This is a genomic window from Burkholderia sp. 572, from assembly GCF_040545135.1.
Classification (GTDB): domain Bacteria; phylum Pseudomonadota; class Gammaproteobacteria; order Burkholderiales; family Burkholderiaceae; genus Burkholderia; species Burkholderia cepacia.
Genome location: NZ_JBEPLH010000001.1, coordinates 55,226 through 81,368 on the forward strand (window position 1 = coordinate 55,226; position 26,143 = coordinate 81,368).

Annotated in this window: 23 protein-coding genes and 1 pseudogene; 17 read left to right on the forward strand and 7 right to left on the reverse strand. The window is 66.5% G+C overall.

The features are described from left to right. Window positions 1-394: 394 nt before the first annotated feature. The 3 genes from ABIC51_RS00260 to ABIC51_RS00270 all read right to left on the reverse strand — a co-directional run bounded on the left by ABIC51_RS00260 (window position 395) and on the right by ABIC51_RS00270 (window position 3,063). Complete coding sequence (locus ABIC51_RS00260; RefSeq protein ID WP_226128228.1) at window positions 395-1,411, reverse strand: hypothetical protein; 1,017 nt, start codon at window positions 1,409-1,411, stop codon at window positions 395-397. 116 nt (window positions 1,412-1,527) lie between these two features. After that, window positions 1,528-2,355, reverse strand: a complete 828-nt coding sequence (locus ABIC51_RS00265) for a hypothetical protein (protein WP_027789930.1) — start codon at window positions 2,353-2,355, stop codon at window positions 1,528-1,530. A 120-nt stretch (window positions 2,356-2,475) separates the two neighbouring features. After that, window positions 2,476-3,063 carry a tetratricopeptide repeat protein gene (locus ABIC51_RS00270; protein WP_027789931.1) on the reverse strand — a complete coding sequence of 196 codons (588 nt, stop codon included), beginning with the start codon at window positions 3,061-3,063 and terminating at the stop codon, window positions 2,476-2,478. A gap of 358 nt (window positions 3,064-3,421) precedes the next feature. Between ABIC51_RS00270 and ABIC51_RS00275 the strand changes: the two genes are divergently transcribed. The 3 genes from ABIC51_RS00275 to atsR are packed head-to-tail and all read left to right on the forward strand — an operon-like array spanning window position 3,422 to window position 6,664. Beyond that, window positions 3,422-4,294, forward strand: a complete 873-nt coding sequence (locus tag ABIC51_RS00275) for a response regulator (protein ID WP_027789932.1) — start codon at window positions 3,422-3,424, stop codon at window positions 4,292-4,294. Window positions 4,295-4,343: 49 nt separating this feature from the next. Next, window positions 4,344-4,847 carry a putative pterin-binding protein gene (locus ABIC51_RS00280; RefSeq protein ID WP_175898656.1) on the forward strand — a complete coding sequence of 168 codons (504 nt, stop codon included), beginning with the start codon at window positions 4,344-4,346 and terminating at the stop codon, window positions 4,845-4,847. After that, window positions 4,844-6,664 carry a hybrid sensor histidine kinase/response regulator AtsR gene (gene atsR, locus ABIC51_RS00285; RefSeq protein WP_175898654.1) on the forward strand — a complete coding sequence of 607 codons (1,821 nt, stop codon included), beginning with the start codon at window positions 4,844-4,846 and terminating at the stop codon, window positions 6,662-6,664. Before ABIC51_RS00280 ends, atsR begins: the two co-directional genes overlap by 4 nt. A gap of 65 nt (window positions 6,665-6,729) precedes the next feature. Here the strand turns inward: atsR and ABIC51_RS00290 are convergent, their stop codons facing one another. Together ABIC51_RS00290 and ABIC51_RS00295 are read right to left on the reverse strand one after the other, a co-directional pair. Beyond that, window positions 6,730-7,149: a secondary thiamine-phosphate synthase enzyme YjbQ gene (locus ABIC51_RS00290; RefSeq protein WP_059696117.1), complete on the reverse strand. Its 420-nt coding sequence runs from the start codon at window positions 7,147-7,149 to the stop codon at window positions 6,730-6,732. A gap of 10 nt (window positions 7,150-7,159) precedes the next feature. Continuing rightward, complete coding sequence (locus ABIC51_RS00295) at window positions 7,160-7,486, reverse strand: thioredoxin family protein (RefSeq protein WP_006485487.1); 327 nt, start codon at window positions 7,484-7,486, stop codon at window positions 7,160-7,162. Between the two features lie 227 nt (window positions 7,487-7,713). On the opposite strand from ABIC51_RS00295, the gene ABIC51_RS00300 reads away from it, so the two are divergent. Continuing rightward, window positions 7,714-8,415 carry a flavin reductase family protein gene (locus ABIC51_RS00300; RefSeq protein WP_146254606.1) on the forward strand — a complete coding sequence of 234 codons (702 nt, stop codon included), beginning with the start codon at window positions 7,714-7,716 and terminating at the stop codon, window positions 8,413-8,415. Window positions 8,416-8,560: 145 nt separating this feature from the next. Here ABIC51_RS00300 and gcvA read toward each other — a convergent pair whose 3' ends face one another. Then, window positions 8,561-9,493 (reverse strand): transcriptional regulator GcvA, encoded by a 933-nt coding sequence (gcvA, locus tag ABIC51_RS00305; RefSeq protein ID WP_111938536.1) that lies wholly within the window; start codon window positions 9,491-9,493, stop codon window positions 8,561-8,563. 138 nt (window positions 9,494-9,631) lie between these two features. Here gcvA and ABIC51_RS00310 point away from each other — a divergent pair, with 138 nt between their 5' ends. Together ABIC51_RS00310 and ABIC51_RS00315 are read left to right on the forward strand one after the other, a co-directional pair. Next, window positions 9,632-10,834, forward strand: a complete 1,203-nt coding sequence (locus ABIC51_RS00310; protein ID WP_060086118.1) for an MFS transporter — start codon at window positions 9,632-9,634, stop codon at window positions 10,832-10,834. Window positions 10,835-10,848: 14 nt separating this feature from the next. Then, the gene (locus ABIC51_RS00315) at window positions 10,849-11,745 is read left to right on the forward strand and encodes an oxidoreductase (protein ID WP_175898708.1); all 897 of its coding nucleotides are present in this window, start codon (window positions 10,849-10,851) and stop codon (window positions 11,743-11,745) included. Window positions 11,746-11,929: 184 nt separating this feature from the next. On the opposite strand, the gene ABIC51_RS00320 is transcribed toward ABIC51_RS00315, so the two are convergent. Continuing rightward, complete coding sequence (locus ABIC51_RS00320; protein ID WP_124608165.1) at window positions 11,930-12,502, reverse strand: YbhB/YbcL family Raf kinase inhibitor-like protein; 573 nt, start codon at window positions 12,500-12,502, stop codon at window positions 11,930-11,932. A gap of 473 nt (window positions 12,503-12,975) precedes the next feature. Between ABIC51_RS00320 and ABIC51_RS00325 the strand changes: the two genes are divergently transcribed. The 11 genes and pseudogenes from ABIC51_RS00325 to ABIC51_RS00375 all read left to right on the forward strand — a co-directional run. Continuing rightward, entirely contained in the window at window positions 12,976-13,308 is a 333-nt protein-coding gene (locus tag ABIC51_RS00325) for a DUF2322 family protein (RefSeq protein WP_027789941.1), read from the forward strand. Window positions 13,309-14,178: 870 nt separating this feature from the next. Then, a complete protein-coding gene (locus tag ABIC51_RS00330) occupies window positions 14,179-15,594 on the forward strand; it encodes an undecaprenyl-phosphate glucose phosphotransferase (protein WP_175898652.1) in 1,416 nt (471 codons plus the stop codon). 46 nt (window positions 15,595-15,640) lie between these two features. After that, window positions 15,641-16,816 (forward strand): polysaccharide biosynthesis/export family protein, encoded by a 1,176-nt coding sequence (locus ABIC51_RS00335; RefSeq protein ID WP_080982098.1) that lies wholly within the window; start codon window positions 15,641-15,643, stop codon window positions 16,814-16,816. Next, a complete protein-coding gene (locus ABIC51_RS00340) occupies window positions 16,813-17,343 on the forward strand; it encodes a low molecular weight protein-tyrosine-phosphatase (protein WP_146254607.1) in 531 nt (176 codons plus the stop codon). Before ABIC51_RS00335 ends, ABIC51_RS00340 begins: the two co-directional genes overlap by 4 nt. Window positions 17,344-17,347: 4 nt before the next feature. Next, window positions 17,348-19,645 (forward strand): polysaccharide biosynthesis tyrosine autokinase, encoded by a 2,298-nt coding sequence (locus tag ABIC51_RS00345; RefSeq protein ID WP_175860634.1) that lies wholly within the window; start codon window positions 17,348-17,350, stop codon window positions 19,643-19,645. Beyond that, window positions 19,642-20,898 carry a glycosyltransferase family 4 protein gene (locus ABIC51_RS00350; protein ID WP_146254609.1) on the forward strand — a complete coding sequence of 419 codons (1,257 nt, stop codon included), beginning with the start codon at window positions 19,642-19,644 and terminating at the stop codon, window positions 20,896-20,898. Before ABIC51_RS00345 ends, ABIC51_RS00350 begins: the two co-directional genes overlap by 4 nt. Next, window positions 20,895-22,049, forward strand: coding sequence for a polysaccharide pyruvyl transferase family protein (locus ABIC51_RS00355; protein WP_175898642.1), 1,155 nt, complete (start codon window positions 20,895-20,897; stop codon window positions 22,047-22,049). The genes ABIC51_RS00350 and ABIC51_RS00355 overlap by 4 nt, the downstream gene beginning before the upstream one ends. Window positions 22,050-22,066: 17 nt before the next feature. Then, a complete protein-coding gene (locus tag ABIC51_RS00360) occupies window positions 22,067-23,350 on the forward strand; it encodes a polysaccharide biosynthesis protein (RefSeq protein ID WP_175898640.1) in 1,284 nt (427 codons plus the stop codon). Beyond that, window positions 23,340-24,482 (forward strand): hypothetical protein, encoded by a 1,143-nt coding sequence (locus ABIC51_RS00365; RefSeq protein WP_146254612.1) that lies wholly within the window; start codon window positions 23,340-23,342, stop codon window positions 24,480-24,482. Before ABIC51_RS00360 ends, ABIC51_RS00365 begins: the two co-directional genes overlap by 11 nt. Then, window positions 24,479-25,522, forward strand: a complete 1,044-nt coding sequence (locus ABIC51_RS00370) for an acyltransferase family protein (RefSeq protein WP_175898638.1) — start codon at window positions 24,479-24,481, stop codon at window positions 25,520-25,522. Before ABIC51_RS00365 ends, ABIC51_RS00370 begins: the two co-directional genes overlap by 4 nt. A 172-nt stretch (window positions 25,523-25,694) precedes the next feature. After that, window positions 25,695-25,926, forward strand: a pseudogene (locus ABIC51_RS00375) (1-aminocyclopropane-1-carboxylate deaminase); the annotation flags it as partial. Window positions 25,927-26,143 lie beyond the last annotated feature (217 nt).

Genomic DNA, 26,143 nt, shown 5'->3' on the forward strand with positions numbered 1-26,143 from the left:
TCGGCGTGACGGAGCCCTGAGCGCGGACCTGTGGCAGATCCCCTGCGGATGGACGTCACGATGGAAACAATCGGGATAGCGATGTCCCGATCATGCCAAACGACACTGCGAAAATCAGGCGTGCATTATCCTTTTAGTAAACGTCCTATTTTTTGAATGATTGTTTTGAACTTGAACGAAACTCGACGGCGGAATCGCGTGTCGCGCACCTGTCCGTCCGGATAGGTTGCTTCATCGAATCGCCGCAGGCACGCCCGAAATGAAATACCGCCGGCAAGCCGGCGGCAAAAGATGCGTCAACGAATCTCGCGACGCACCGAGGCACCCGATTCGACCCGCGCGGAACGACCCGGCAGGATCGCCCGCGCACCGCCGTTGTGCCGGCAGCGCCCGCTCAGTTCTGCGTGAGCGGATTGAGCGTCGTGCACAGGAAGCCCGTGCAGTTCGTCGGCTTGAAATAGAACGATGCCGTCACGATCGGCGGCGTGGTGCCGAGCGCGATATCGCTCAGGTAAGCGGAGCCTTGCGCACCGAAACCGTTCGCCTGCTGCACGAAGCTCGCGCCGGTCGACTGGATCGCGGCCGACTGGTAGGTGAAGGTCGGCGATTGCGTCTGGTCCTTCACGTAGACCCACGAGATCGTGCTGCCGAACAGCATCCCGCCCTTCGCGCGATAACCCTTCGCGCCTTCGCTGTTGGCCTGCGCGATGAAGTCGCTGACGTTCGTCGTCGGCGTGAGGGCGTCGTACGTGTAGGTCGCGCCCGACGCATTGTTCTTCATGTACACGTTCGCCTGTACCGAGCCGATCACCATCGGGCCCAGGAACCAGTAGCCCGACTGGCCCTGGCCGTTCGCCTGCGTGAGGAACGCGTTCGGGTCGGCAGGCAGGCCGGTCGTCGTGTACGTGTAGGTGGCCGACGAACCGCCATCCTTGCGATACAGGTAGCCGTACGTGAGCGGCCCTTCGTAGCGATAGCCGTTCGTGCCCTGCGTGTTGGCCTGGTTGAGGAACGTCGTCCAGTCGCCCGGCGTGGATTGCAACTGGTACGTGTAGGTCTGCGCGGTGCCGTCGTTCACGAAGATCGAGCGCGAACCGCCGCTGGATGCGTTGTAGTAATAGTCGCCCAGATAGCGGTAGCCCTTTGCGCCTTCACTGTTGAGGAGCGTCAGGAAACTCGCCTGATCCGCCGCGGTCGGCTGCGCGTCGTAGCGCCACGTCATCGTGCCGCCGCCCGAGCCACCGCTGCCGCCGCTGCCGCCGCTTCCACTACCGCCTGTGCCACCAGTGCCGCCGGTGCCGCCGTTGTTGCTCGTCCCCGATCCGCCGGACGCGGCGGGCGAGGAATTGTCGTCGCCGCCGCAAGCGGTCAGCGCCAGACAGGTCAATGCGATCAATGCAGCGGCTTTCATCGGGGTCACCTCGAAGCAAAAAAGATGAGCGAAGCCGGTACGCGCGGAATCACACCACGCGTACGGACAGTCTCGAATCGGAAATCGGCCCGCGGCGCGCCGCGGGCCGGTCAACGTCAGTTGACCTGCAGCTGGCCGCCGCGGCCGAGGCCGCCCTTGACGTCCTGCGCCTTGTAGCTGCGCAGTGCGACGACCATCTTGTTGTACGCGTCGATGAACGCGACGACCGTCGCCTTGCCTTCCGGCGTCGACGAGAAGCCCGCGAGCGCACCGCCCACGCCGCCGCCGAAGCCGCCCAGCGCAGCGCCGTAGTTGGTCGCCGTCGAGCTGCCTTCCGATGCCGCGATCTGCACGGCCGAGCGCACGTCGAACAGCGTCAGCGTGACGACCGATGCCTTCGTCTGCAGGTGGCCGGCCACAGCCGCCACCGCGCTGTTGCCGATCAGCCCGCCGATCATGCTGCCGATGCCGCCGATCGGCGAATCGTTGATGACGATCTGCGGTTCCATGTAGTAGTCGGCCGCGACACGCTGGCCCTTCTGCTGCTTCGAGCCCGCGCGGTATTCGCCCGAGTTGCGCTGCAGCTGCGTGATGCGCGACAGGCGCGCGTCGCTCTTCTGGTTGCCGATCGACGTGATCACGAAGCAGTTCGACTGCTGGACGGCCAGGCGCAGCAGCGGGTCGATCGTCGTCATCTTGGTCGCGCTGCCGAACGGGCCCCACCAGTCGGCATTGCGGCCGTCGTCGACCGCGATCGTGCCGAGCGGCGACGCGCAGCGCTGCAGCCCCGTATCGGCGCCGGCGCTCGTGCCGCCCGCGGCGGCACCGGTCACGCCCGCGTTCTGACCGCCGGGCGTCACCATGCCGCCGCAGCCCGCCACGGACGCGCAAAGCGCTGCGACCAGCGCACCTTGAGTGAGACGTTGGGAAAGGTTGGTCTTCATGTCGTTGTCGATCGATTAGAGTCGTTGTTCGGCTTATGTGTTCGTGCGAACTTCGATAAGCCCCCCGGCTGGCGCGCGATGGTGGTCTCCCCGCTGCTGCCCCCGTTGCTTCAGGCCCGGTCAGTAGTACCAGTACGTCTGCTGCCAGACGCCGTAGTACGGATAGCCCGAGTACCAGTAGCCGTAATAGACGTCACGCCACTGCGTGCGCCATTTCCAGTCTTCTTCGTCTTCCTTCTTGGCCTTGCGTGCAAGGTCGAGCAGCTTCTTCGACTCCTTGTCGCCGCGGCCGGCCGCGATCGACAGCCACTTCTCCGCTTCGCGCGCGTCGGAGCCCATTTCCTCGAGGCCGAACAGGTAGAAACTGCCGAGCGCCTTCTGCGCCTGCAGGTCACCGCGCTCGGCGGCCTCGCGCATCCACTTGAGGGCCTGGTAGCTGTCCTGGCGCACGCCGTCGCCGCGGAAGTAGCGCAGGCCGAGGTCGTACGCGGCCTTCGGCTGGGTCTTCGCGGTTTGCTTCAGCGCGGCGATGCGCGGATCTTCCCGGTCTTCCGAATCGTCCTTTTTCTGATAGGAGACCTGATCTTTCGGGCGGTAAGAACAACCCGTGTCGTCGCAGATCCGCACCGTGTTGCCGGTGACGGACGGATCCTGCGCGCACGCGGCCAACAGCAACAGCAGCCCCGGTGCGAGTAGACGGCGGAACATTGGTACTTTCCTCAAGTTTTATTGGCGCCGCAATTCTTCGAGCCTTTCACCCCCGTGAGCTCGCACCCGGCGGCGCGCGGCGCAACGGATACAATCCGTCGACGCCGACACGCACCCCAAGGCTCTCTCAGGTTCTCTCTTCGAATCGTTCAGTCACCGCTTCATCGTCGTCGCTTTTCGTTGTACCGGCTCCCGCCGGCTGCGATCTCCAAACATGACGCGACAAACAAAGGTGACGTGGTGAGCAATAATAATGGAGAAAAACAGCATGTCAAGGTGATTCGCTTTTTCAAAGTTTGCGTGTCACGTCAGTTTTGATATGCTCTCCCTCGCCAAAACCCCTGGAGACCCCATCGAGATGTCCAACAGCGAGCAGGCCAACGTCGATCTGATCACCGCCAACAAGGTGCGCGACCTACTGAACCGGAACGGCATTCCGCCGCGAAGTCACAACACGACGATCGCGAACGTGCTCGGCCTCAGCTTCTCTGTCGTCACCCGCAAGATGAAGGGCCTGATCCCGTGGAACCTGTCGCAGTTGCAGGACATCGCGACGCATTTCGGCGTGCCGCCCGCGATCCTGCTCGACGACAAGGGCACGCAGCCGGCCGCCGCCGAGATGATCGACGCGACGCTCGTGATCGAGTCACGGCGCTTTCGCTGCCGCGCCGCGATCTCGACCAAGGCCAGCAGCCAGATCGAGACGGACTTCGTCGCGCTGCAATGGCAGGGCGAGTGGCTCATCACCGAGCGTCAGCACGCGCGCGAGGGCCGCACGTATCCGGTCGACGTGATCGAGCTGCGCTCGTCCCAGCCGAACGTGTATGCGGCGCGGATCGCCGTGGTCGACGATTCGCAGGACGTCGCCGAAACCGTATGTGAATATTTCATCGAAAAAGGCGTGAACGCGATTCCGTACTTCGACGGCGCATCGTTCCGCAAGGCACTCGAGGTAGAGGATTTCGACGGTTACATCCTCGACTGGATGCTCGGCGACCAGACCGCCGCCGAGCTCGTGCGCGGCATCCGCTCGAGCGAGAACAGCGGCGCGCCGATCTTCCTGCTGACCGGCAAGATCTCGACCGGTGAAGCCAGCGAAGACGAAATCGCGCACATCGTGTCGCACTACAACGCGCGCTGCGAGGAAAAGCCGGTGCGCCTGCCGATCCTGTTCGCCGAAGTGGCGCGCGAACTGAAGATCACGCTGCCGGCCGCGGCCGCCGCGAACTGAGACCGGAAACACAAGCCGCCACACCACGCGACAAGACCGAGGGAATGACATGCGAATTCCGACCATCTGGACCAAGAGCCTGCTGACGGCCTGCCTGCTCGGCATGGCCGCCGCGGCGTGGGCCGCCTCGTCGTTCACGTTCACCGTCGACGGCAAGATCGACAAGCACAACCAGCCGGGCAAGACGGCCTACGTCTTCTCCGAGCAGGCGCTGATGGCGCTGCCCCAGCACACGATCGTCACGTCGACGAGCTGGACGCCGAAGGCGACCTTCACCGGCCCGCGCCTGTCCGACATCCTGAAGACCGTCGGCGCACACGGCACGCAGATCGAGTTCCGCTGCATCGACGAGTACACGTTCACGATTCCCGTGTCCGACGCCGACCGCTACGGCGTGATCCTCGCGCGGACGATGAACGGCAGGGTGCTCGACAACGACAACTATGGCCCGCTGTGGATCATGTACCCGCGCGACCAGTATCCCGACGAACTGAAGACGCCGCTCGGCGAAGCCAAGTTCGCGTGGCAGATCATCGGCCTGACGGTGAAATGAAACGCGGGCGATGGAAAAATAGAAAAATCATCCTGGTCCTCGGCTCGCTGTGGATCATGGGGTTCGCCGCGTGGGCGTTCCTGCTGTGGGACCTCCTCGCCACCTCGGTCAACGAGGGCGTACTCGAAGGGCCCCGCGAAGGCGTGTTCTGGACCGCCGCGCAATACCGGAACGTCTATACGCGGTTCGACCGGCAACTGATCCTCTACGCGACGCACGAGGACGACGACTTCAATCACGTCCAGATGCAGCTCGACAGCCTGTCGGTGTCGTTCGGCTTTCTGCAGCGGCCGTCGGAAGTGTCCCAATACTGGCTGCGCATCCCGCGCGCGCGCAACGAGATCGACGCGCTCGGCGAATTCATGACGCGCCTGAAGCGCGACATACCGCCGTTGCGCGACTCGCCGAAGCGCGCACGGCAGGTGATCGACGACGTGAATGCGTACTGGCCGAAGGTCAACGGCCTCGCGAACTATTTCCGCGCGATCGAGATGGCGCAGCGCGACTTCACGTTCCATCAACTGAAGGAAAAGCAGCGCGCGATCCTGATCCTCGGCATCGTGCTCGGCGTCATCCTCTGCGCGCTGTTCCTGCTGCTGTTCTATACGATGCGCACGCGTGACGACCTGCTCGAACGGCAGGACGCAGCGCTCGACGCGGAACGCAAGGCGTCCGATCGCGCCTTCGAAATGATCGAGGCGAAGAACGCCTTCCTCGGGATGGTCAGCCACGAGTTGCGCACGCCGCTGCAGGCGATCTGCGGATCGGTCGAGATCCTCCTCGCGCGCCCGCAGTCGGACGCGAACCTGAAGACGATCCGGCGGCTGCAGAATTCCGCGCTGTCCCTCGAGGCGCTCGTCAAGGACCTGACCGACTACATCAAGCTGCGCTCGACGAAGCGCCTCGCCGAGCGGGAAACCGTCGGCATCGCGTCGCTGCTCGCCGAGGTGCTCGACCCGCTGCGCGAGAAGATCGCGGCCAGGCGGATCGCGGTCGCGCAGCGAGTCGAGCCGCACGAGCTTGCGATCCGTTCCGATCGCAAGCTGCTGCGCCAGGTGCTGTCGAACCTGATCGAGAACTCGGTCAAGTACACGCTCGGCGGATCGATCGACGTGTCGATCACGCTCGCCGACGCGCCGGCCGGCCAGCAATTGAAGATCGCCGTGCGCGACACGGGCGCCGGCATCGCGAAACAGCACCTGTCGAAGATCTTCGAGCCGTTCTATCGCGCGAACGACGCGGTCGGGCTGCATGTGGACGGAATCGGCATGGGGCTCGCCGTCGTGCGCGAAATCGTGACGACGCTGCGCGGGCATGTGGACGTGCGCAGCACGGTGGGCGAAGGCAGCGAGTTCGTCGTGACGCTGCCGGCCGAAGTGCCCGGCATCGACACCGCCGGCAATGCGGCCGGCGACGCGCCCGCGCTGCCGCACGCGGCCGCGTACCGCGACCGGCGCGCGCTGGTGGTCGACGACGACGACAACGCACGCGAAACGCTCGGCGCGATGCTGTCGGCGCTCGGCATCGACGTCGATCTGTGCAGCACCGGGCAGGAAGGCGTCGCGCGCTTCGGTGCGAGCCGCTACGACATCGTCGTGCTCGATCTCGAGCTTCCGGACCTGAGCGGTTTCGACGTCGCACGGCGCATTCGCGCGGTGGCGCAACCCGACGACGACGGCCGACATCCGGCGATCCTCGGCGTCAGCGCGTATGAATCGGCTGCGCTGGGCGAAAACAAGCGGGTATTCGACGCATTCCTGCCGAAGCCCGTCCACCTGCGCGAACTCGGCGCGCTCGTCGACAAACTGCTCGCGTAAGCCCGCGATGCCGTGTGCGCACAGGCACCGCATTGCGAGCCGCGCGCGACGTCACCCGTCGAGACTCATTCGCCGATCAGATGCAGCACGATGTCGCGCCGGTGCGCGGCGCGGCGATGCTCGAACAGGTAGATGCCCTGCCACGTGCCGAGCACCATGCGCCCGTGCTCGACCGGGATCGACAGCTGTACCTGCGTGAGCGCCGTGCGCAGATGCGCGGGCATGTCGTCGGGCCCTTCGGTGTCGTGCTCGTAGCGCGTGGCGTCCTCCGGTGCGAGCGTCGCGAAATAGCGTTCGAGATCGCGCTGCACCGATGGATCCGCATTCTCCTGGATCAGCAGCGACGCCGACGTATGGCGGCAGAACACCGTGAGCAGGCCGGTGCGGATCGCCTGCTGGTCGACGAATGCGCGCACCTGCGGCGTGAATTCGACGAGGCCGCTGCCGCGCGTGTCGACGCCGATGTGCGTGATGGCCTGTTGCATCTCGGCGACCTCAGGCGAGCGCGGCGAAGCCGTCGGCTTCGATCTGCTTCGCGTCGGCCGGGCGCACGACGCGCGCGACCTCGACACCGTCGCGCAGGAACACCAGCGTCGGCCACAGCTTCACGCCGAACGAGCGGCCGAGCGGGCGGCCCGGGCCATCCTCGATCTTCAGGTGCCGCACCGCAGGATGCGCGGAGAACGACGCAGTGATCGCGGGCTGCGCGCCTGCGCAGATCCCGCACCAGTTCGCGCCGAATTCGATGACGGTTGCGCCGCCCAGTGCGTCGACTTCCGCGCGCGTCGGTGCATTGGCGGTGTAGCGTTGCTCGGTATCCATCAGGCCCTCGTGTGCGTTGGCGGAACGTGGCCGCGCCCGCGTGCGTGGTGCGGCGGTCGCGGCCTGCGATTTCCTACTCTAGCGGAAAAGCGCGCGTGATGCCGGCCGGCCCGTTGCGGCGCCCACGCCGCCTGCGCCCCCTCCGGAATGACACGACAAGATTCGGAGCGCCGCGCCGCCGCGACAGGATCAGCATGCGGACTGATCCGTCACCGAGGGCACCCGCCATGAATGCGCCGCATTGCGTCACCGAACCGAACATCCTCTATTTCGGCACGCCCGTCGTGCTGGTCAGCACGCTGAACGAAAACGGCACGCCCAATCTCGCGCCGATCTCGTCCGCGTTCTGGCTCGGCTGGCGCGGCGTGATCGGCATCGCCGCCAGCTCGCAGACCACCCGCAACCTGCTGCGCACCGGCGAATGCGTGCTGAACCTGCCGTCGTCGGCGCAGGCGGACGCGGTCGACCGGATCGCGCGCACGACGGGCACGCATCCGGTGCCCGACGGGAAGCGGGCAAGAGGTTACGTATTCGAGCCCGACAAGTTCGGCACGGCCGGGCTCACCGCAACCGCGTCGCAAACCGTCGCGCCGCCGCGCGCGCTCGAATGCCCGGTGCACATGGAAGCGGTCGTCGCGGCCGCGCACGGGATCGGCGACGAGGCGCCGGACCTGCGCGGCCACATCCGCGTGTTCGAGTTGCGCATCCAGCGCGTGCACGTGCATCCCGACCTGCTGATGGAAGGCCACGCGGACCGCATCGATCCGGACAAATGGTCGCCGCTGATCATGAGCTTCCAGAAGTTCTACGGGCTGGCGCCGCGGCAGGTGCATGCGTCGCGGCTCGCGGAGATTCCGGAGCGCGCGTATCGCAGCCCCGACATCGACCGTTCGCGTGAAGCCGGCATGTTGACCGGCGCCGGACGGTAACGAAGCGCCCGGCGCAATGGCAGTGAACCCGGCGCTTCGTCATGCCTCCACCAGCGGTATCGAGGCGGCTGCGCCGACCCCGCACCGCCTCGTACTGCCGGCCCTGTGCATCGCCGTGCCGATCGCGCGGATCGACACCGCGAGCCTATCCCGCCTCGCGGCCCGCCATGCGTTCCATCCATTGCTCGAACGCGGACACCGCGGCATCGTCGGCACGATCGGCGTTCGTCACCAGCATGTAGTCGTCAGCACGCCATACGGGCGACGCGATCGGACACACGAGGCGCCCCTCGGCGAGATCGCGGCCGATCAGCGGCAGCGATGCCAGGGCCACGCCGAGCCCCTCGATGGCCGCGCCGAGCTGAAGATTCACATGATCGAATTCGACATGACGCGCGGCGCGCAGATCGGAAGCCCCCGCTTCCTGTAACCAGTGCGACCAGGCGGAGCGCGTCGTGGCCGAATGCAGCAGGGTGTGATGGCGCAGGTCGGCCACGCCCTGTATCGGATGCCGGCGCAGCAATGCGGGATTGCAGGCCGGCACGCGCAGGTCGGGCATCAACGGGCGCGATACGACGCCCGCGCCCTGCTCGGGACCGGAACGAACACCGATATCGAAAGCGTCGGCGACATAGCGCAACTTGCGCGATGTCGTCGACACCCTCACGTCGATGTCGGGGTAGCGCGAATGGAAATCGGCGAGCCGCGGCAGCAGCCAGCACAGCGCAAAGCTCATCGGCACATTCACGCGCACGACGCCCGATATCCGGTGCTTGAACGTGTCGTGGCGCAGCCGCCCCACCGCGGTACCGAGGCGCTCGAACACGTGACTGACGTCGTTCAGCAACGCGGCCCCTTCGTCGGTCAGCACGACACCGCGCGGACGACGGTCGAACAACGGCAGGCCGAACCAGTCCTCCAGCAGCCGGATCTGCTTGCCTACGGCCCAGTGGGTGACATGCAGTTCCACCGCCGCCCCCGCGAAGCTGCCGTGCCGCGCGACCGCATCGAAAGCGCGCAGCGCATTGAGCGGAGGCAACTCGCCCCGATGCTTCGCCGTGTCCTGGTTGTCGTTCATGACGTGACTTTTTCTCTCCGTTGACGCGATTTTAGTTCAATTGAAATGGCCGCTGCGTCACCCATAAAATTGACACATCGAGCGTGAAAACGATGCCACGAGCGGCTTCCACCGACCGCTCGCACGGAGCAAATGACGATGCGCCTGCCGGTTTTTTCCCCTCCCGCGACGCGGGAGACTGCGCCACCCCGACGGCGCGTGCTGTGGCTGTCCTGCATTGCGCACGCAATGCACGATGGCTATACGGACATGATCTACGCGCTGCTACCCGTGTGGCAGTCGGAATTCGGGCTCGACTTTGCGGCCCTGGCCATCCTGCGCGGCATCTATGCCGGCACGATGGCGACGCTGCAGTTGTCCGCGGGGCGCCTCGCGCAACACCTGGGCAGCGGCACGACCCTCGCATTCGGCACACTGCTCGCCGCGCTCGGTTATGCGCTCGCGGGCCTGTCGGGTGGCCTGCTCGGTCTGGGCGTGGCGCTGGCGATTTCGGGCGGCGGATCCAGCACGCAGCATCCGATCGCATCGGGCGCCGTCTCCCGCCTCTATGGACGCGACGCGAGAGGCCCGCTGAGCATCTACAACTTTGCCGGCGATCTGGGGAAATCCGCACTGCCGGCCGCCATTTCGCTGCTCGTGACCATGATGCCGTGGCGTCACGCGCTATGGATCGTCGCCGGATTGGGCTGCGTCGTGGCCGCCGTCATCGCGCTCTGGTTTCCCGCCGTGCCGCGTGGCGCCGGCAAGACGGCGGTCAAAGAACAAGCGTCCGCTCAACGCAGCGGCACCGGGGGAAGCGGATTCCCCACGCTGTTTTCCATCGGCGTGCTCGATACGGCGGTACGCATGGGACTGCTGACATTTCTGCCTTTCCTGCTCAAGGCAAAAGGTGTCTCGCCGCAACTGCTGGGAACGGCGCTTGCACTCGTTTTCACAGGCGGTGCGGCCGGCAAATTCATGTGTGGCTGGCTGGGCGCGCGTCTGGGTATGGTCAGGACGGTGCTGCTCACGGAGGGTGGTACAGCCGTGTGCATCGTCGCGGTGATGTATCTCCCTTTGGCACTTGCCATGGTGCTGCTGCCGATTCTGGGTATGATGCTCAACGGCACTTCGTCGGTGCTGTACGGAACCGTTCCGGAGATGTCCGCACCCGAGCGCACCGAGCGCGCATTCGCGATTTTCTACACAGGGACGATCGCATCCGGCGCGATATCGCCTGTTCTCTACGGTTTCCTGGGCGACAGGATCGGTGTGCATGGCGCCACGTATGCGACCGCGCTGACCGCCCTCGCGATTTTTCCGCTCGCCCTCGCACTGCGCCCGCATCTGGCGGATGACTGAACAGGATGAACACCATGACGAACGCTGACTACCCGACCGTCGCCCTCGTCGGTCCGGGCGCAATCGGAACGACCGTCGCCGCGGCCCTTCATGAAGCCGGCCGCACGCCGGTGATCTGCGGCCGCTCGGCGCACGAACAGTTGAAGCTGCGCTTCGACGGCGGCGAGATCGTCGTGCCCGGGCCCGTACTGACCGATCCGCACGCGGTCGAGGAAAAGTTCGATCTCGTGTTCGTTGCGGTCAAGTCGACGCAGATAGCGAGTGCGGCACCCTGGGTCTCCGCGCTATGCGATGCGAATACCGTCGTCTGCGTGCTGCAAAACGGCGTCGAGCAAAAAGCCGCATTCGCACCGTATGCGGCCGGCGCCACGGTCGTGCCGTCGGTCGTCTGGTTTCCGGCGCAGCGCGAGTCGGGCGCATCGGTGTGGCTGCGGGGCAAGCCTCGGCTCACCCTGCCCGATACGCCGGCGAGCAACGTGGTGGTCGCCGCGTTGCACGGCACGCGCTGCGCGCCGGAGGTGGCGGAGGATTTCATCTCGCTCGCCTGGCGCAAGCTCTTGCAGAACGCAGTGGCGGGACTCATGGTGCTGACCGGTCGCCGCGCCGGCATGTACGCGCGAAGCGACATCACCGAACTGTCGCTCGCCTACCTGCGGGAATGTCTCGAGGTCGCGCGGGCGGAGGGCGCGAAGCTGGGCGATGAAGTGCCGCAGGAAATCGTCGATGGACTGCATGGCTATCCGCCCGACTTGGGTACGTCCATCCTGGCCGACCGGCAGGGCAACCATCCGCTCGAATGGGACTGCCGGAACGGCGTCGTGCAGCGATACGGACGAGCGCACGGCATTCCGACGCCGATCAGCGATCTGGTCGTGCCGCTTCTCGCTGCCGCCAGCGATGGTCCAGGCTAGTCGCAAGGAAACCCAAGCGCATCCGATCGACGCGAGACTCCCCACCTGACCGGCCATGACATTCGGCCGCAGGTCACTGGCTCGCGCCGCACTGTTTCTCGTCAGCAGCGAAGGGCGCTTCGTCAACGGCACGAACCGAAATGCCGACGGCGGGATGCGCTGCGATGACCTCCCGCCACGACGCTCACTCCGCCGCTCGGTGATACATCGCAACGTAGCGAGCCCGTGCAATCACTTTTCCGTGCATCTGATATGCAACGAGGGCCGGGCTCGACGTGGCGTTCACGTCGATACCTGGAACCGAGAGCGCCGACGCCGTGACGACGTATCGGTGCGACTCTCCCTGAGGCGGGCAGGGCCCGCCGTATTTCGCCGTCCCGAAATCGGTCAGCGTTTCGATGGCGCCTGCAGGCATCCGCTTCGGATTGCCGGACGCGCCCTTTTCGATCGACGCTTCCGACGCCGGAATATTGACGACGCCCCAATGCGTCCAGCCCAGCCCGCCCGTCGGGGCGTCGGGGTCATGAATGGTCACGACGATGCTCTTCGTTCCGCGAGGAAGATACGACCACGAAATGCGCGGCGAGACGTTTTCGCCATGGCAGCCAAATCCGCCGTAGACCTGTTCGTTCCCGAACCGGCCATGGTTCAGGTCATCGACTTTGACGGAGAACGTTCCCGCGACGGCGATTGTCGGCACGATCGACAAGAGCATCGCGGAGCAGAGGGTCGATCGCGAAAGGAAATTGAATGTCATGGCGTGCTCCGTTGAAAAGGAGGGCGTTTCCGCGGCAGGCAAAAACGATCCAGCCGAACGAAGCGCGCGGGTTGCCGGCTTCCTTGCGGCAGATACGCCGGGTTGAAACAAGAAACAAGCGTTGTACAACCGGCGTTGACGCAAATTGTAGATTTGGATTCCCAACGTCGGTAGCGTCGCCCACGCGTTCACCATGTTGTCTTGATAGCAACAATTGACGACGGGCATGTCTTGAGATTGCGATCGCGACCGTCACGCTGAAGTGGCGGCGGCACGAGAAGCAGGCATCGCAAACCGGCCGACTGCGTCTCGCGGAGCATTCGTGCGTGCCCGCAATCGGCCGCCGTGCGCGTCTACGGCCGGATGATCCGACTCCGTGCGAATCGCCCGGTTGCGTCGAAGAATGCATCCCGGCGAATCAGATAACATACGGGCCGCCACCTTTCCACGATCAAACCGACGGAGCGTTTTCAGTGATTCAACCGACCCCTGTATTCAAGGACAACCTCGCGCAACTGCCGGCCATCGACGGTATCGCGCGCATCGATCTCGCCGGCGCGAACGGCGACGTGGTCGCCAGCATCGAGAATCAGCCCGGCAAGCAAGGTTCGCTCGCGGTGTACAACTACCTGAAGCAGGCCTTCGGTGTGCTCGACGCAAACGCAGCCGAGCACGGCCTCGCGGTGTTCGCGGAACACACCGCCGACGCACGCAACCGCCCCGGCGCGCACCCGAACGTCGATCGCCTGCTCGCGATCGTCGCCGGCGGCGAAGCGCTGCGCATCGACGTCGCCGCGAAGGGTTAAACGACAGGCGGGACAACGATGCCGACCATGAGTGCATGGCACGCTCATGCTTCTCTTCGATGGGCGCCAATGCATGGCGCATCATCGTCCCGCCCGCAAGACCGCAACAACCCGGTCATGCCTGATCGAGCGCAGGAAAGCGTCAGCCAAGACGCATCGCTTTCGTCGAGCACGCGCGGTCGCCAGCCTTCGTGCCGGCCCGACCTGATGAAGCGCATGCCCCTGCCCATGCCGTCACGCAAGCAACCGCATTCATGCGATCAATGACGGCGTCGCACGCAAGTCATCATTTTTTCGCTTCGTTGTCCTGATTTCAATACGACCTCGCACCGGTCGCCCACGCCGTCGCCAGCGAATCCCTTCGTCCATTAAGCGCCGGCGCCGAATTTTTGCGACGCATCGCAAATCGCCCTACCCGAAACCGCATGCCGCCCCGGCATCGCCGGCTACCGTCCCGCCCCTTGCCCATGCCGGCGCGCTTCTCCGCGCCCTGCTCCGACGACTGGATCAACCGAGGCCTGTTCGTTCGCGGCACACGCATCTCAAAAACCCGGTCTCATCGAATTCGTACGTGTACCAGTTGCGTACAAGGTCATTTAATACGCGTCCCATTTAAATCCCTTCCCCGGTTGACGAAAATTGATTCCGGTCGAGTTGATTCAGACGCGTCGCATTGATCAGGCCTCGTTCACGAATGCCTCAATGCGCTGCACGCGACCACCCGATAAGGCAGGCGGCGCTCCCTCCCCGCATCTCCCCTTCCCGTGAAACGGAAGCACTGACACCGCTCGGCACTCCCCTGCCGCGACGCATTGTGTCGTGCGAAGGGTGACGCACGCTCCATCAGACAAATACGGTAGTGAAGGATATATGCATACGGCACTCGAAGAGCGGCGCCCCGCAGCGCCGCAGGCAGTCGATGGGCTGCTCGCACGCATCGTCGACGTCACGCTGATTGCGGTCGGTGCTGCTGCGGCGGCCCGTTTTTTCCCCGGCGACGATGTCGATCCGTCCAACTGCGTGGCGATCGTCGCCAGCACTGCGGCGTTCGCGACGGTCTTGTTCCCGGCGTTCGGCATGGCGCGCACACCGCACTGTCGCGCGAAATATCGCGTCGCCATCCTGACCTTTACGGCATGGCTAATCGCACTCGCGGGGTCGGCGATCGTCATGTTCGCGATGCACGGCGCGTTGCCCGTGCCGCTGAACGGGTTCCTGTTCTGGGCGGCGGTAAGCGGCATCGCACTCGTCGCGTTTCGGCTCATCGCATGCGCGACGCTCGAACGGATCGTCCACCAGGGCGAACGCGTCAGGCAAGTCGCGATCGTCGGCGGCGGCGCGCATTGCGCCGCAGTGCTCGAACGGATCGCGCAATCGCCGTCGGCGAGCTATCGCCCGGCAGCCGTGCTCGATCCGGATTGTTCGGCGCAAGGCAGCGCAATCGGCATCGATGTTTTTCAGACGCTGGATGCATTCGCCGCGCACGTGCGGGCGCAGGCGATCCCGGAAGTCTGGATCGCACTGCCGATCACCGAAACCGGTGCCGTCGTTCGCGTGCTCGATGCATTCCGGCACGACCTCGTGAACGTCCGCCTCGTGCCCGACGTCAGCCAGCTTGCGATGTTCGACGGCGAAATGGTCGACCTGGTCGGCGCGCCGGCGATCAACCTCGTCGCGTCTCCGCTGTCGCCTCGCGCGCTGGTTCAGAAAGCGATCTTCGATCGGCTGTTCGCGGCGGCAGTGCTGGTCGGTACGGCACCGCTGCTGCTCGCGATCGCGGCAGCCGTCCGGTTGTCTTCGCCTGGCCCCGTGCTGTTCCGTCAGCAACGCAAGGGCGCGGACGGCAAGGCGTTCTCGATCTACAAGTTCCGCACGATGCGGATTCATGCAGACGCGGACGGCGGCGTGCGGCAAGCGACGCCCAACGATCCGCGCGTGACCCGCATCGGTGCATTCCTGCGCCGCACGAGCCTCGACGAGATGCCGCAGTTCATCAACGTGCTGCGCGGCGAGATGTCCGTCGTCGGCCCGCGTCCGCATGCGCTCGAACACGACGACCTGTACCAGACGATCGTCGACGGCTACATCCATCGCTACCGCGTCAAGCCCGGCATTACCGGCTGGGCGCAGATCAACGGCCTGCGCGGCGAAACGGATCGCGTCGAGAAGATGCAGCGCCGCGTCGAAGCCGATCTTCATTACCTGCGCAACTGGTCGTTCGCACTCGATATGCGGATTGTCGTCGCGACGATCGCGTGCGGCTGGACACATCACAACGCGTACTGATCACGCATAGGGTGCCGCCGCGCGGCGCCCATTCCTGGAGAAAGCCATGCCTATGGAATCCGCCGCACGCGCGCGGACCGGAGCCGCGCGCCCGCGCGGCGCCCGCCTGTTGCCGATACTGTCGATCGCGACGCTCAGCGTCGCGCTGTCCGCCTGCGCGCTCGCCCCCGGCATGCGGATGGTCGAGCCGCTCCCGCCATCCGCGACGGATGCCCGGCCCGGCGGTGAAGCGCCGCATTACGAGATCCGGAAAATCGGCCCCGACCTGATTCGCCAACTGAAGGCGCAGGCGGCGCAGCAACTGGCCGCGCAAGTCGACCTGCTGACGACATCGCCAGGCGCGTACCGGATCGGCCCGGGCGACGTGCTGCAGATCACCGTATGGGATCACCCCGAGCTGGCGGCCGCGCAAGGCGCGGCGACGCCGAACGCGCCGCACGCCGCCGATCCCGTCACCGGCTTCGTCGTCGATCAGAACGGCGACCTGACGTTCCCGTTCGCCGGCCGGGTTCGCGTCGCGGGCCTCACCGCCGACGCCGCGCGAACGCGTGTCACCGATGCGCTCACGCGCGCCTACCGCAATCCGCAAGTCACGCTGCGCGTCGCGTCGTTCCGTTCGAAGCAGGTCTACATCGACGGCGAAGTGCGCGCGCCGGGCAACCAGCCCGTCAACGACGTGCCGATGACACTCTACGAAGCGCTCGGTCGCGCAGGCGGCCTGAATCCGGCCGCCGACCAGAGCCGGATGACACTCGTGCGCGATGGCGTGTCGCATCCGCTCGACCTGACGCAGTTGCTGCGCCAGGGCCGCAATCCGGCCGACATCGTGCTCGCCGCCGGCGATCTGCTGCATGTGCCGAGCCGCAGCGACTACGGCGTCTACGTAATGGGCGAGGTCAACAAACCGTCGCTCGCGCTACCGCTGCGCGACGGCGGGCTCACGTTGTCCGACGCGCTGTCGCAGGCCGGCAGCGTGAATCCGAACACGGCCGACGCCGCGCAACTGTTCGTGATCCGCGGCTCGCAGACCGACAGCCCGCAGGTGTTCCACCTCGACGCGCGCTCGCCGGTGTCGATGGTCCTCGCGAACGAGTTCGAGCTGCAGCCGAAAGACATCGTCTATGTCGACGGCAACAGCCTCGTGCGCTTCAGCCGCGTGCTGAGCCTGCTGCTGCCCGGTGTCAACTCCAGCGCCATGGCCGCGGCGCTCGCCATCAAATGAGCGCGCTCGCCACCTTGCTCGTCGTGTGCGTCGGCAACATCTGCCGCAGCCCGATGGCGCAGGCGCTGTTCCGCGCGCGCCTGCCGGGTGTCGACGTGCAGTCGGCCGGCCTCGGCGCGCTCGTCGGGCATCCGGCCGAGCCTTTCGCCGTTGCGCTGATGCGCGAACGCGGCCTCGACATCGCCGCACATCGCGCGCGCCTGCTCACGCCGCCGCTCTGCGCGCAAGCCGACCTGATCGTGACGATGGAGCGCGACCAGAAGCGCGCGCTCGAGCGCCGCCATCCGTCGCTGCTGGGCCGCGTGTTCACGCTCGGCGAATTCTGCCCGGCACCGGGCCACGCACGTCCGGGCTTCGACGTGCCCGACCCGTATTGCGGCACGCGCCCGTTGTTCGAGCAGAGCCTTCAGCTCATCGAGCACGGCGTCGACGACTGGTGCGCGCGCCTCGCGTCGGCCACGCAGCCCATCGCCTCGGCGGACGCCGCCTCCCCGCCGCCTGCCGCTTCCTCCCGATTTCCGGACTGAACCGATGATGCCAACCTCTCCCCCTCCGCGCATGCCCGAGCATGCCGACGAGATCACGCTGGCCGGCGTGATCGACACGTTCGTCTCCCATCGCTGGCTGATCGCGTGCGTCACCGCTGCATGCGTCGGCGCCGGCACGCTGTATGCATTCCTCACTCATCCGCAATACCAGGCCGACATCCTGCTGCAGATCGAGGACAGCGGCGACGCATCCGCCGCGAAGAGCCTGCTCGGCGACGTGTCGTCGCTGTTCGACGTCAAGTCGACGGCCGCGGCCGAAGCGCAGATCCTCGCGTCGCGGCTCGTCGTCACGCGCGCCGTCGACGATCTGCGCAGCTATATCGACGTGCGGCCGAAGCGCTTTCCGGTCGTCGGCGATTTCATCTCGCGTTTCAACCCGGACGTCGCGCGCCCCGGCGTGCTGGGCATCGGCGGTTATGCGTGGGGCAATGAGCACGCCGATCTCCCCCGCTTCGACGTGCCGAAACCGCTCGAAGGCGACCGTTTCGAACTGACGGTGCTCGACGGCGGACGCTACCGGCTCTCGGGGCCCGGCCTGTCCGCGCCGGTCGTCGGGCAGCACGGCCGGACGGAAACGTTCCGGACGGCAAACGGCCCGCTCGTCGTCGAGCTCGCGCGCGTCGACGCGCAACCCGGCACGCGTTTCACGGTCGTGCGCCAGTCGCGCGCGGAGACCATCGACACGCTGCGCCGCACGCTCGACGTTCAGGAGAAGGTCAAGCAGTCGGGCGTGATCGTCGCGACGCTGCGCGGCCCCGATCCGCAGCGCGTTCAGGCCACGCTGCAGGCCATCGCGAGCCACTACGTCCGACAACACATCGAGCGCCGGTCCGCCGATGCCGCGCAGTCGCTGGCGTTCCTCAACACTCAACTGCCGATCCTCAAGAAGCAGCTTCAGCAAGCCGAGCAGCGCTATACGGACATGCGCAACGCGCACGGCGCAGTCGACCTGACCGAGGAAGCGAAGCTGGTGCTGCAGCAGACTGCCGATGCAAAAACGCGCCTGCTGGAACTGCAGCAGAAGCGCGACGAGATGGCCACGCGTTTCGCCCCCGGGCATCCCGACATGATCGCGATCGACGCGCAGATCGGCACGCTGCGACGCCAGCAGCAGGACGTCGAGCAGCACGTGAAGCGCCTGCCCGATCTCCAGCAGAACGCGTTGCGACTGATGCTCGACGTCAAGGTCGACACGGATCTGTATACCGCGCTGCTCGGCAACGCTCAGCAGCTCGAACTGGTGAAAGCGGGCCGGACCGGCAGCGTGCGGCTCGTCGACGCGCCGACCGTGCCCGACGAGCCCGTCCGCCCGAAGCGGACCATCGTGATCGGCGCGGCCGCGCTGTTCGGTCTCGTGCTGGGCGTCGGGCTCGCATTCGCGCGCGATTTCCTGTTCGGCGGCGTCGACAGCGCCGATGAAATCGAGCGCCACCTCGGCATCAACGTCTACGCGACGATTCCCGATTCGACGGAGCAGCGGCATGTCGCACGCCGGATGGCCGCCCACGCGCCGGGCCCGCATCTGCTGAGCGTGCGCGATCCGCACGACGCGGCGATCGAAAGCCTGCGCAGCCTGCGCACCGCGCTGCGCTACGCGATGCAGGGCGCACGCAACAACGTGCTGCTGCTGAGCGGCCCGGCACCGGGCGCGGGCAAGTCGTTCGTGTCCGCGAATTTCGCGGCCCTGCTCGCCGCGAACGGGGCACGCGTACTGCTCGTCGACGGCGATCTGCGCAAGGGGTATCTGCACGACTATTTCGGCGTCGCGCGCGAGCGCGGCTTCGCCGAGATCGTGTCGGGCGACCTCGCGCCGCACGACGCGATTCACGCGAACGTGGTGCCGAACCTCGATTTCGTCGCGACCGGCGCATTGCAGCCGAACCCCGATGCGTTGCTCGCCGACGAGCGGATCGCCGCGCTGCTCGGCGATTGGTCGGCGCGCTACGACGCGGTGGTCATCGATTCCGCACCGATTCTCGCGGTCGCGGATGCAGTCGTGCTCGGCCGGCATGCCGGCGCCGTGCTGCTGGTCGCCCGCGCCGGCGCAACGCGTCTCGCCGAACTGGGCGAAGCCGCGCGACAGCTCGCGCACAACGGCATCGCAACAGCCGGCGTGCTGCTCAACGGCGTTATCCCGCGCGCAGGCCGTTACGGCGGCCGCTACGGCGCCTACCGCTATACGCGATACGGCGACGCGCCGCGTCGCGACACCCATGCATCGCCGGCACGCCGCGCACTGCGCACGCTGGCGGCACGGCTTCGCCAAGGAGGCTCGCGATGAGCGACACGATCGATCTCGGGCGCAACGCGCGCCCCGCCACGGACGCATCCCGAGCGCCCGCTCTCACCATGCCGCCCGGCCCCGCCGCGCGCACGGCCCACGGCCCGCATCCGCGCCTTCGCATCGCGCTGGTCGTCGAAGCAGCGGGCGGCGGCGTCGCCGTTCATCTCGCCGACCTGATCCGCGGCCTGAGCGCGCACGACGGCATCGAACTGCATCTGATCATTCCGCAAGGCCCGCGTTTCGACGCATCGATTCTCGACGCGAGCGTACTCGCACATTGCCGATCCGTTCACGCGGTGCCGATGCGGCGCGCGGTCGGCTGGCGCGACGCGATCGCCGTCGCCCGACTCTACCGGCATCTGCTGCGCATCGGCCCCGACATCGTGCACAGCCACAGTTCGAAGGCCGGCGCGATCGCGCGCCTGTGCATCGGCCCCTGGCGGCAGGTATATACGCCGCACGCGGTGTATACGCTGAACCCGTCGCTGCGCGGCTGGCGCCGCCGCTTCTACGGCACGATCGAGCGCGTGCTCGGCTGCCTGCGCTCGAGCCGGATCGTCGCGGTCTCGCGCGACGAGGCGGCGCATCTGCACGACACGCTCGGTATTCCGGACCACCGCATCGACACGATCGTCAACGGCGTGACGCCGCCGCGGCTGATGCCGCGCGACGACGCGAGGCGCGCGCTCGGCCTGCCGAACGATGCAGTGGTGGTCGGTTTCGTCGGCCGCCTCGAGCACCAGAAGGGCGTCGACCGGCTCGTGCGCATCGCGCGCGGCGTCCATCGACGGTGCGGCAACGCGGTGCAGTTCGTCGTGATCGGCCCCGGCGATTTCGATGCGGCAGCCGGCCCCGATGCCGACGACGTGCCGCCGAACCTGCGCGTCGTCGGCGCGGTGGAAGGCGCGAATCGCTACTTCTCCGCGTTCGACCTCTTTGCGCTGCCGAGCCGCTACGAAGGCTTTCCGTACGTCTGCCTCGAGGCACTGGCCGCGCGCGTGCCGACCGTCGCATCGAACGTGGCCGGTGCCGCCGAACTGATCCGCTCGCACGACATCGGCCTCGTGGTACCGAACGACGACGACACGACCGACTTCATGCACGCCGTCGTCACGCTCGCTGACGACACGGCGTTGCGGCGCGGCATGCGCGCGAATTGCGCGCACGCACTCGAACACTATTCCGCCGCCGCGATGGTCCAGCGCACGCTCGCGCTCTACCGCAACGTCGCTCACCAGGAACCGAAATGACCCCGACCACCCACATAGCACTGTTGCATGCGTACAGCGCGCGTAATTCCGGGGACGGCCTGCTGGTCGATCTGTCCGTCGGGTTGCTGCGCGAGGCATTCGGGGATGCAATCCGGATCTCGATCGTCGCGGCCGATCCGGCTTCGTTTCCCGCCTACGACGACGTCGCCGCGGCACCCGTGCTTGCCGACCACGGCACGAGGCGGGTGACGGGCGCGGCCCGCTTCGTGCTGCCGGTCCACGCGAACAGGAGGCTGCACGACTTGCAAGGCCTGCTCGATCGCGTCGATTTGATCGTCGGCGTCGGCGGCGGCTATCTGCGCGCGCTCAATTGCCTCGAGGCACTGAAGCTGGAAGCTGGCCATCTGCTGCAGATGCGCGCGGCGAAGGCCTCGGGCAAACCGGTCGTGTACCTGCCGCAAAGCATCGGCCCCGTGCGGCCGACGTGGCCCGTGGGCACGCACCTGCGCCGCCTGCTCGCATCGTTCGACACGGTATTCGTGCGGGACGACCGCTCGTCCGCGTTCCTTGCCGCCAATGCGAACACGCGCCACGCGCCCGATCTCGCCGTGCTGGATTTCGAGCGCCGCAGCGACACGATCCTGCAGCGGGCCGCCCGCTCCGGCGACGGCGTGCGTCACGTCGCATTCGTGTTGCGGCGCCCGCCGGCATGGAGCCGCTCGCAGTGCGCGCGTTACGCCACGTCGATTGCACGGCTGATCGAGCGTGTCCGCCCGCACTGCCGCATCTCGTTCGCGGTGCAGAGCGCCTGCCGCGGCAACGACGACGCCGCGTACTACCGCGACATGGGCATCCAGGACGCGCTCGTGCCGCTCAAAGCGCTGCTCGCGCACGATGCGCCCGACTGGGTCGTCTCGGTGCGCCTGCACGGCGCGCTGGAATCCGTGCTGCAAGGCGTGCCGGCGTTCCACGTCAGCTACGAGCGCAAGGGCTTCGGCGCGTATGCGGATCTGCATCTCGACGACTGGGTCGTCAACGGCGCGGCGTTCGACCCGGACGCCGTCGCCGACAAGATTCTCGCCACCGGCTCGGCAACCGCGTTCTGGCATTCGGCCCGCACAGGGCTCGACCGGATTCGCACAGCGCGCGAACACGTGGTCGACGCGTTGCGCGCGGCTCGATACGCGTGACGACCTGAAGGCTGCCAATGCTCATTCGACTCACCCTCAGATTCGCCGCACTCGGCCTCAAGTTCGGCCTGACGATCATCATCGCGCGCGCGCTCGGCTTCGATGCGTTCGCCGTCTACGGGCTCGCGGTCGCCGCATCCGTCGTCGCGTCGAAACTGCTCGGGCTCGGCTTCAGCACGGAACTCAACCGCCGGCTGAGCGCGAGCGACCCGCTGCCCGCGATCGGCGAGGCACGCAGACTGGGCACCGCGTTCGCCGGGCTGTATCTGCTGATCTGCACGTCGCTCGCGATCGCATCGCTCGCCGGTTTTTCAGCCGGCGAATTCGGCGTGTCGACGCGCGTGCTGGGGGGCGTCCTGCTCGTTGCGCTCGCCGAGCACGCGGCATTCGAAACGAATACATGGATGTTTTCACTGCACCGCCCGCGCGCGGGCTCGTTGCTGCAGTTCGTCCGCACCGGCGGATGGGCCGCCATCGCGTGCGCCGGCCTGCTCGTCGGTGCGATACGCTCGATCGAAGCCGTATTCGCGCTGTGGTTCGCGTGCAATGCGTGCGTCGTGGCCGTATCGTGGCATCGCATCGGCGTGCTTGCGCGCCGGGCCGGCCACGCGGGGCGAATCGCACGCATGCCCGCGGCCCGCGACATGATCGAGGTCTGGCTGCGCGGCCTGCCGTTCTACGCGGCAGGCGGGCTGCTGTCGATCCTGCAGTACGTCGAGCGCTTCATCGCCAATGGCCACGCAAGTGCCGATGCGCTCGGCCGCTATGTTTTCGCGTGGTCGGTCGCCAACGCCGTGCAGGCGATTGCCTTGGCGACGGTCGTCGCCACGGCCGCGCCAGATTTCGTGCGTGTGCTCACGGACGACCCCGCCGACTTCCGTCGTCGGCTGCGCCGTGCGGTGGCGGCCAGCGCGGGGCTGGCGACATTGCTTTCCGTCGCGATCCTTGCCGTGCACGACGACCTGTTCCGGCTCGCGAACGAACGGGTCGGTGCGCACGAGGTCGTGTTGCTGGCGGTACTGCTCGCGTCGTTCGTGCTGCGCGCGGCTGCCGACGTGCTGTGGGCGGCCGCGATCGCGTTGCGGACCGGCGTCGCCGTCACGCTGTCGATGGCAGGCATCGCGCTGGTTTGCGTGCCGGCCGCGTGGTACCTGATCGCGCGTTTCGGCACGACCGGTGCGGCGCTCGCGCATCTGACGGCCAGCATCGCGATCGTCGCCGCGCTGGCGCCGATCGTCCTGCGCAGCGTGCGAATCCACGCGGCCGGCGCGATCCGGAGGAGCGTATCCGATGCTGCATAAGCTGATTGGCGCAGGGCCAACCCTCAGTCGCGGATTGACCCGCGCGATCGCGGCGCTGGCCGTGTTGCTTTACTGGATCGTCTATGCGAAGGCCGGCACGTTCCTCCCTGAATACGTGTTCCGCGACGCGGAGAAGATCCAGAGCCAGATCGGCGGATCGGGCAACTACGACGGGACCTCATTCGATGCCGTCGCGAAGTTCTACGCGATGCTGGGCGTCGGCGGCACCCACGCGTTCACCGCCACGGTCGGCGCGCTGTTCATCTGCCTGATGATCGCGCAGGGGCGCCGCGTCGGTTCGCTCGCGACGAGCCTCGTGCTGCTCGTGCCCTGCGTGTTCTTCAACCTGTTCGTCGCGAGCAAGGACACGCTCGTCGTGCTGATCGCGATCGTGCTGGCCAGGGTCGCGCAACGCCGCCCGGCGCTCGCCGCGATCGCGGCGGCCGTCGTGCTGTACAGCGCCTACGCGGCAATCGTGCGCAGCTATTTCGTGCTGATCCTCGGGGCCGCATTCGCCGTGCTGCTGTTCCGGCGAGGCTCATGGCGCCGCAGGACGCTGCTGATGCTCGCCGCGCCGCTCGTGCTCGTGCTGCTGCCGAACGATGCGTATTTCCTGCTGCTGCATCCGCGCGACATGGCCGCGGACTACCTCGCATACGGTTCGCCGTATGGCGCGCGCACCAGCTTCCACAACCCGGTCGCCCCGACTTCGTTTTTCGCGTTCTGCGTCGATTACCTGTATGCGACGCTGCGGCTGAATCTGCCGGTGCTGTTCTCACCCGGGCCGAAGGAAATCGCCATGCAGGGGTTTGTCTGGATCGCGCTGGCCGCCGTGTGGCGGCGCACGCCCGGCGACGGCCAGCTAGCCCGCGACGTGCTCGCGTCGCTCGTCGTCGGCCATGTCGCCGTGTCGATGCTGTTCGAGCCCGATCTCGGCAGTTACACACGCCATTTGTCGAGCGTGTCGCTGCTGTGTGCGATGCAGTTCGCCGGTTTCGCGCGCAAGGTACGCAGGCCGGGTCGATCGGCGTCCATGCCGAGCGCCGATACCGGCGCCGCAAGCGGTGTCGAAGCGCACGCGCCTCCGTCCGCAATCTCGCCTTCGCGGCACGCAATCCGGGGGTACATGTGAGCGCGAACTCACAGCGCCAGCCCATCTACCTGAACATCCAGTCCGCGCGGGCGCTCGCCGCGCTCGCGGTGGTCGCCTATCACTTGAACGTGCTGCCGTCCGGGCAAGCCGGTGTCGACGTCTTCTTCGTGATCAGCGGATTCATCATGTCGTGCGTCGCACCGTACGAGGGACGCGATTTCCTCGTCAAGCGCCTGATCCGGATCGTGCCGCTCTACTGGGTGACGACGCTCGGCATCCATGCGATCGCACTGCTGCGTCCTCACTGGCTGAACACGACGACGGCGGCGCCCGACTATCTCGTCAAGTCGCTGTTGTTCATCCCGTACATAAAGGAAAACGGTCATTGGGGGCCGCTGAATCTCAACGGCTGGACGCTCGAGTACGAGATGCTGTTCTATCTCGTTGTCGCGGCCGCGCTCGGCTGCGTGCGCGCGCGTCATGCGACCGCATTTGCCGCGCTGACGCTCGCGTTGCTGTGCGCATGCGTGGCCGTTTTCGACCCACGCGGCGCGACCGTCGTCGGCCATCTCGGTCAGCCGTTCGTGCTGGAATTCGGTCTTGGTGTCGTGGCGCACGGCGTGCTGCAAACCGGCATCGTGAAGCGCATCGCCGCGCCCGTATGGGCTGCCGTCGCCGTTGCCGCCATCGCGGCGATCCCGGTGCTGCAGATGCGCTACGGTACACCGGAAGGGTTTGCGCGGGTCGTGCTGTGGGGCGGCCCCGCGTTCGTGCTGATCGTCACGCTGGTCGCGCTGGACAGGCGGGGTTGGTCCAACCGGAACCGAATCATGGCCGCGCTCGGCGCCGCCAGCTATTCGATCTATCTGATCCATCCCTACGTGATCGGCATGGCCGTCAAGCTTGCCGGACTGCGCGCCGATCCGCGCACGGCAGCGGGCCTTGGCGCCGCTTGCACGATCCTCGGTGTAGCCTGCATCTGCGGTTACGTGTGCCACGTATGGATCGAACGACCGACGTTGAAGGCGCTGAACCGGAGATTCCCGCGCGCACGCGGCCCGACCGAATCGGCGACGTGATCGCCGGCAGGATTCGATAAGGCCGTGGCCGGCCGGCCACGCCCGCTACCGCGGCGACGGATCGAGCCGAGACTCGAACTATCGATCGATATTCGCCCCGGCGTATCGGCCCGCGTGCGCGGCACACCCGGATACACGTTGAGCCCGTCGATGTTCGACGCATCAGCGCGATTCGCAGCGCACGGATGCGCTCGTGTCGACCGGCGACAGTCGGTCGAACCAGACGCAGCAGGTCGCGGCGATCATCGCGCATCTGGGGACGAAGCGCGTACTCGCGCGGGAAAAACCGGGTGGGCTACTGCGACGCCGTGTACGACCGCGTCGGCAACATCCAGATCTCACAGATGATGGGCGCCGACGTGCGACTCGCGCCGGACGCCTTCTGGATCGGCATTCGCCAAAACCCGTCCTCGTCACATCCTCCGCGCCTCCGACCCGGCACACCCGCGAAATTTAACCATTCGTGAAGGTTACCTAACAATCCTCACCCAACTTTCTTTTTTTAGTACTTGTACTAGCAAAATGGGCAGCTATTTTAGTTATCGTCCCATTTCTCACTATTCCGTACATAAGGAAAATACGTATCGAAATGCACACGTTGGGATTCACGTCATGCCCCTC

Excerpts from the sequence above, each read along its gene's own strand:
- ABIC51_RS00260 (WP_226128228.1), bottom strand. The coding sequence starts at position 1,411 with ATGAAAGCCGCTGCATTGATCGCATTGACCTGTCTGGCGCTGACCGCT.
- ABIC51_RS00265 (WP_027789930.1), bottom strand. The coding sequence starts at position 2,355 with ATGAAGACCAACCTTTCCCAACGTCTCACTCAAGGTGCGCTGGTCGCA.
- ABIC51_RS00270 (WP_027789931.1), bottom strand. The coding sequence starts at position 3,063 with ATGTTCCGCCGTCTACTCGCACCGGGGCTGCTGTTGCTGTTGGCCGCG.
- ABIC51_RS00275 (WP_027789932.1), top strand. The coding sequence starts at position 3,422 with ATGTCCAACAGCGAGCAGGCCAACGTCGATCTGATCACCGCCAACAAG.
- ABIC51_RS00280 (WP_175898656.1), top strand. The coding sequence starts at position 4,344 with ATGCGAATTCCGACCATCTGGACCAAGAGCCTGCTGACGGCCTGCCTG.
- atsR (WP_175898654.1), top strand. The coding sequence starts at position 4,844 with ATGAAACGCGGGCGATGGAAAAATAGAAAAATCATCCTGGTCCTCGGC.
- ABIC51_RS00290 (WP_059696117.1), bottom strand. The coding sequence starts at position 7,149 with ATGCAACAGGCCATCACGCACATCGGCGTCGACACGCGCGGCAGCGGC.
- ABIC51_RS00295 (WP_006485487.1), bottom strand. The coding sequence starts at position 7,486 with ATGGATACCGAGCAACGCTACACCGCCAATGCACCGACGCGCGCGGAA.
- ABIC51_RS00300 (WP_146254606.1), top strand. The coding sequence starts at position 7,714 with ATGAATGCGCCGCATTGCGTCACCGAACCGAACATCCTCTATTTCGGC.
- gcvA (WP_111938536.1), bottom strand. The coding sequence starts at position 9,493 with ATGAACGACAACCAGGACACGGCGAAGCATCGGGGCGAGTTGCCTCCG.
- ABIC51_RS00310 (WP_060086118.1), top strand. The coding sequence starts at position 9,632 with ATGCGCCTGCCGGTTTTTTCCCCTCCCGCGACGCGGGAGACTGCGCCA.
- ABIC51_RS00315 (WP_175898708.1), top strand. The coding sequence starts at position 10,849 with ATGACGAACGCTGACTACCCGACCGTCGCCCTCGTCGGTCCGGGCGCA.
- ABIC51_RS00320 (WP_124608165.1), bottom strand. The coding sequence starts at position 12,502 with ATGACATTCAATTTCCTTTCGCGATCGACCCTCTGCTCCGCGATGCTC.
- ABIC51_RS00330 (WP_175898652.1), top strand. The coding sequence starts at position 14,179 with ATGCATACGGCACTCGAAGAGCGGCGCCCCGCAGCGCCGCAGGCAGTC.
- ABIC51_RS00335 (WP_080982098.1), top strand. The coding sequence starts at position 15,641 with ATGCCTATGGAATCCGCCGCACGCGCGCGGACCGGAGCCGCGCGCCCG.
- ABIC51_RS00340 (WP_146254607.1), top strand. The coding sequence starts at position 16,813 with ATGAGCGCGCTCGCCACCTTGCTCGTCGTGTGCGTCGGCAACATCTGC.
- ABIC51_RS00345 (WP_175860634.1), top strand. The coding sequence starts at position 17,348 with ATGATGCCAACCTCTCCCCCTCCGCGCATGCCCGAGCATGCCGACGAG.
- ABIC51_RS00350 (WP_146254609.1), top strand. The coding sequence starts at position 19,642 with ATGAGCGACACGATCGATCTCGGGCGCAACGCGCGCCCCGCCACGGAC.
- ABIC51_RS00355 (WP_175898642.1), top strand. The coding sequence starts at position 20,895 with ATGACCCCGACCACCCACATAGCACTGTTGCATGCGTACAGCGCGCGT.
- ABIC51_RS00360 (WP_175898640.1), top strand. The coding sequence starts at position 22,067 with ATGCTCATTCGACTCACCCTCAGATTCGCCGCACTCGGCCTCAAGTTC.
- ABIC51_RS00365 (WP_146254612.1), top strand. The coding sequence starts at position 23,340 with ATGCTGCATAAGCTGATTGGCGCAGGGCCAACCCTCAGTCGCGGATTG.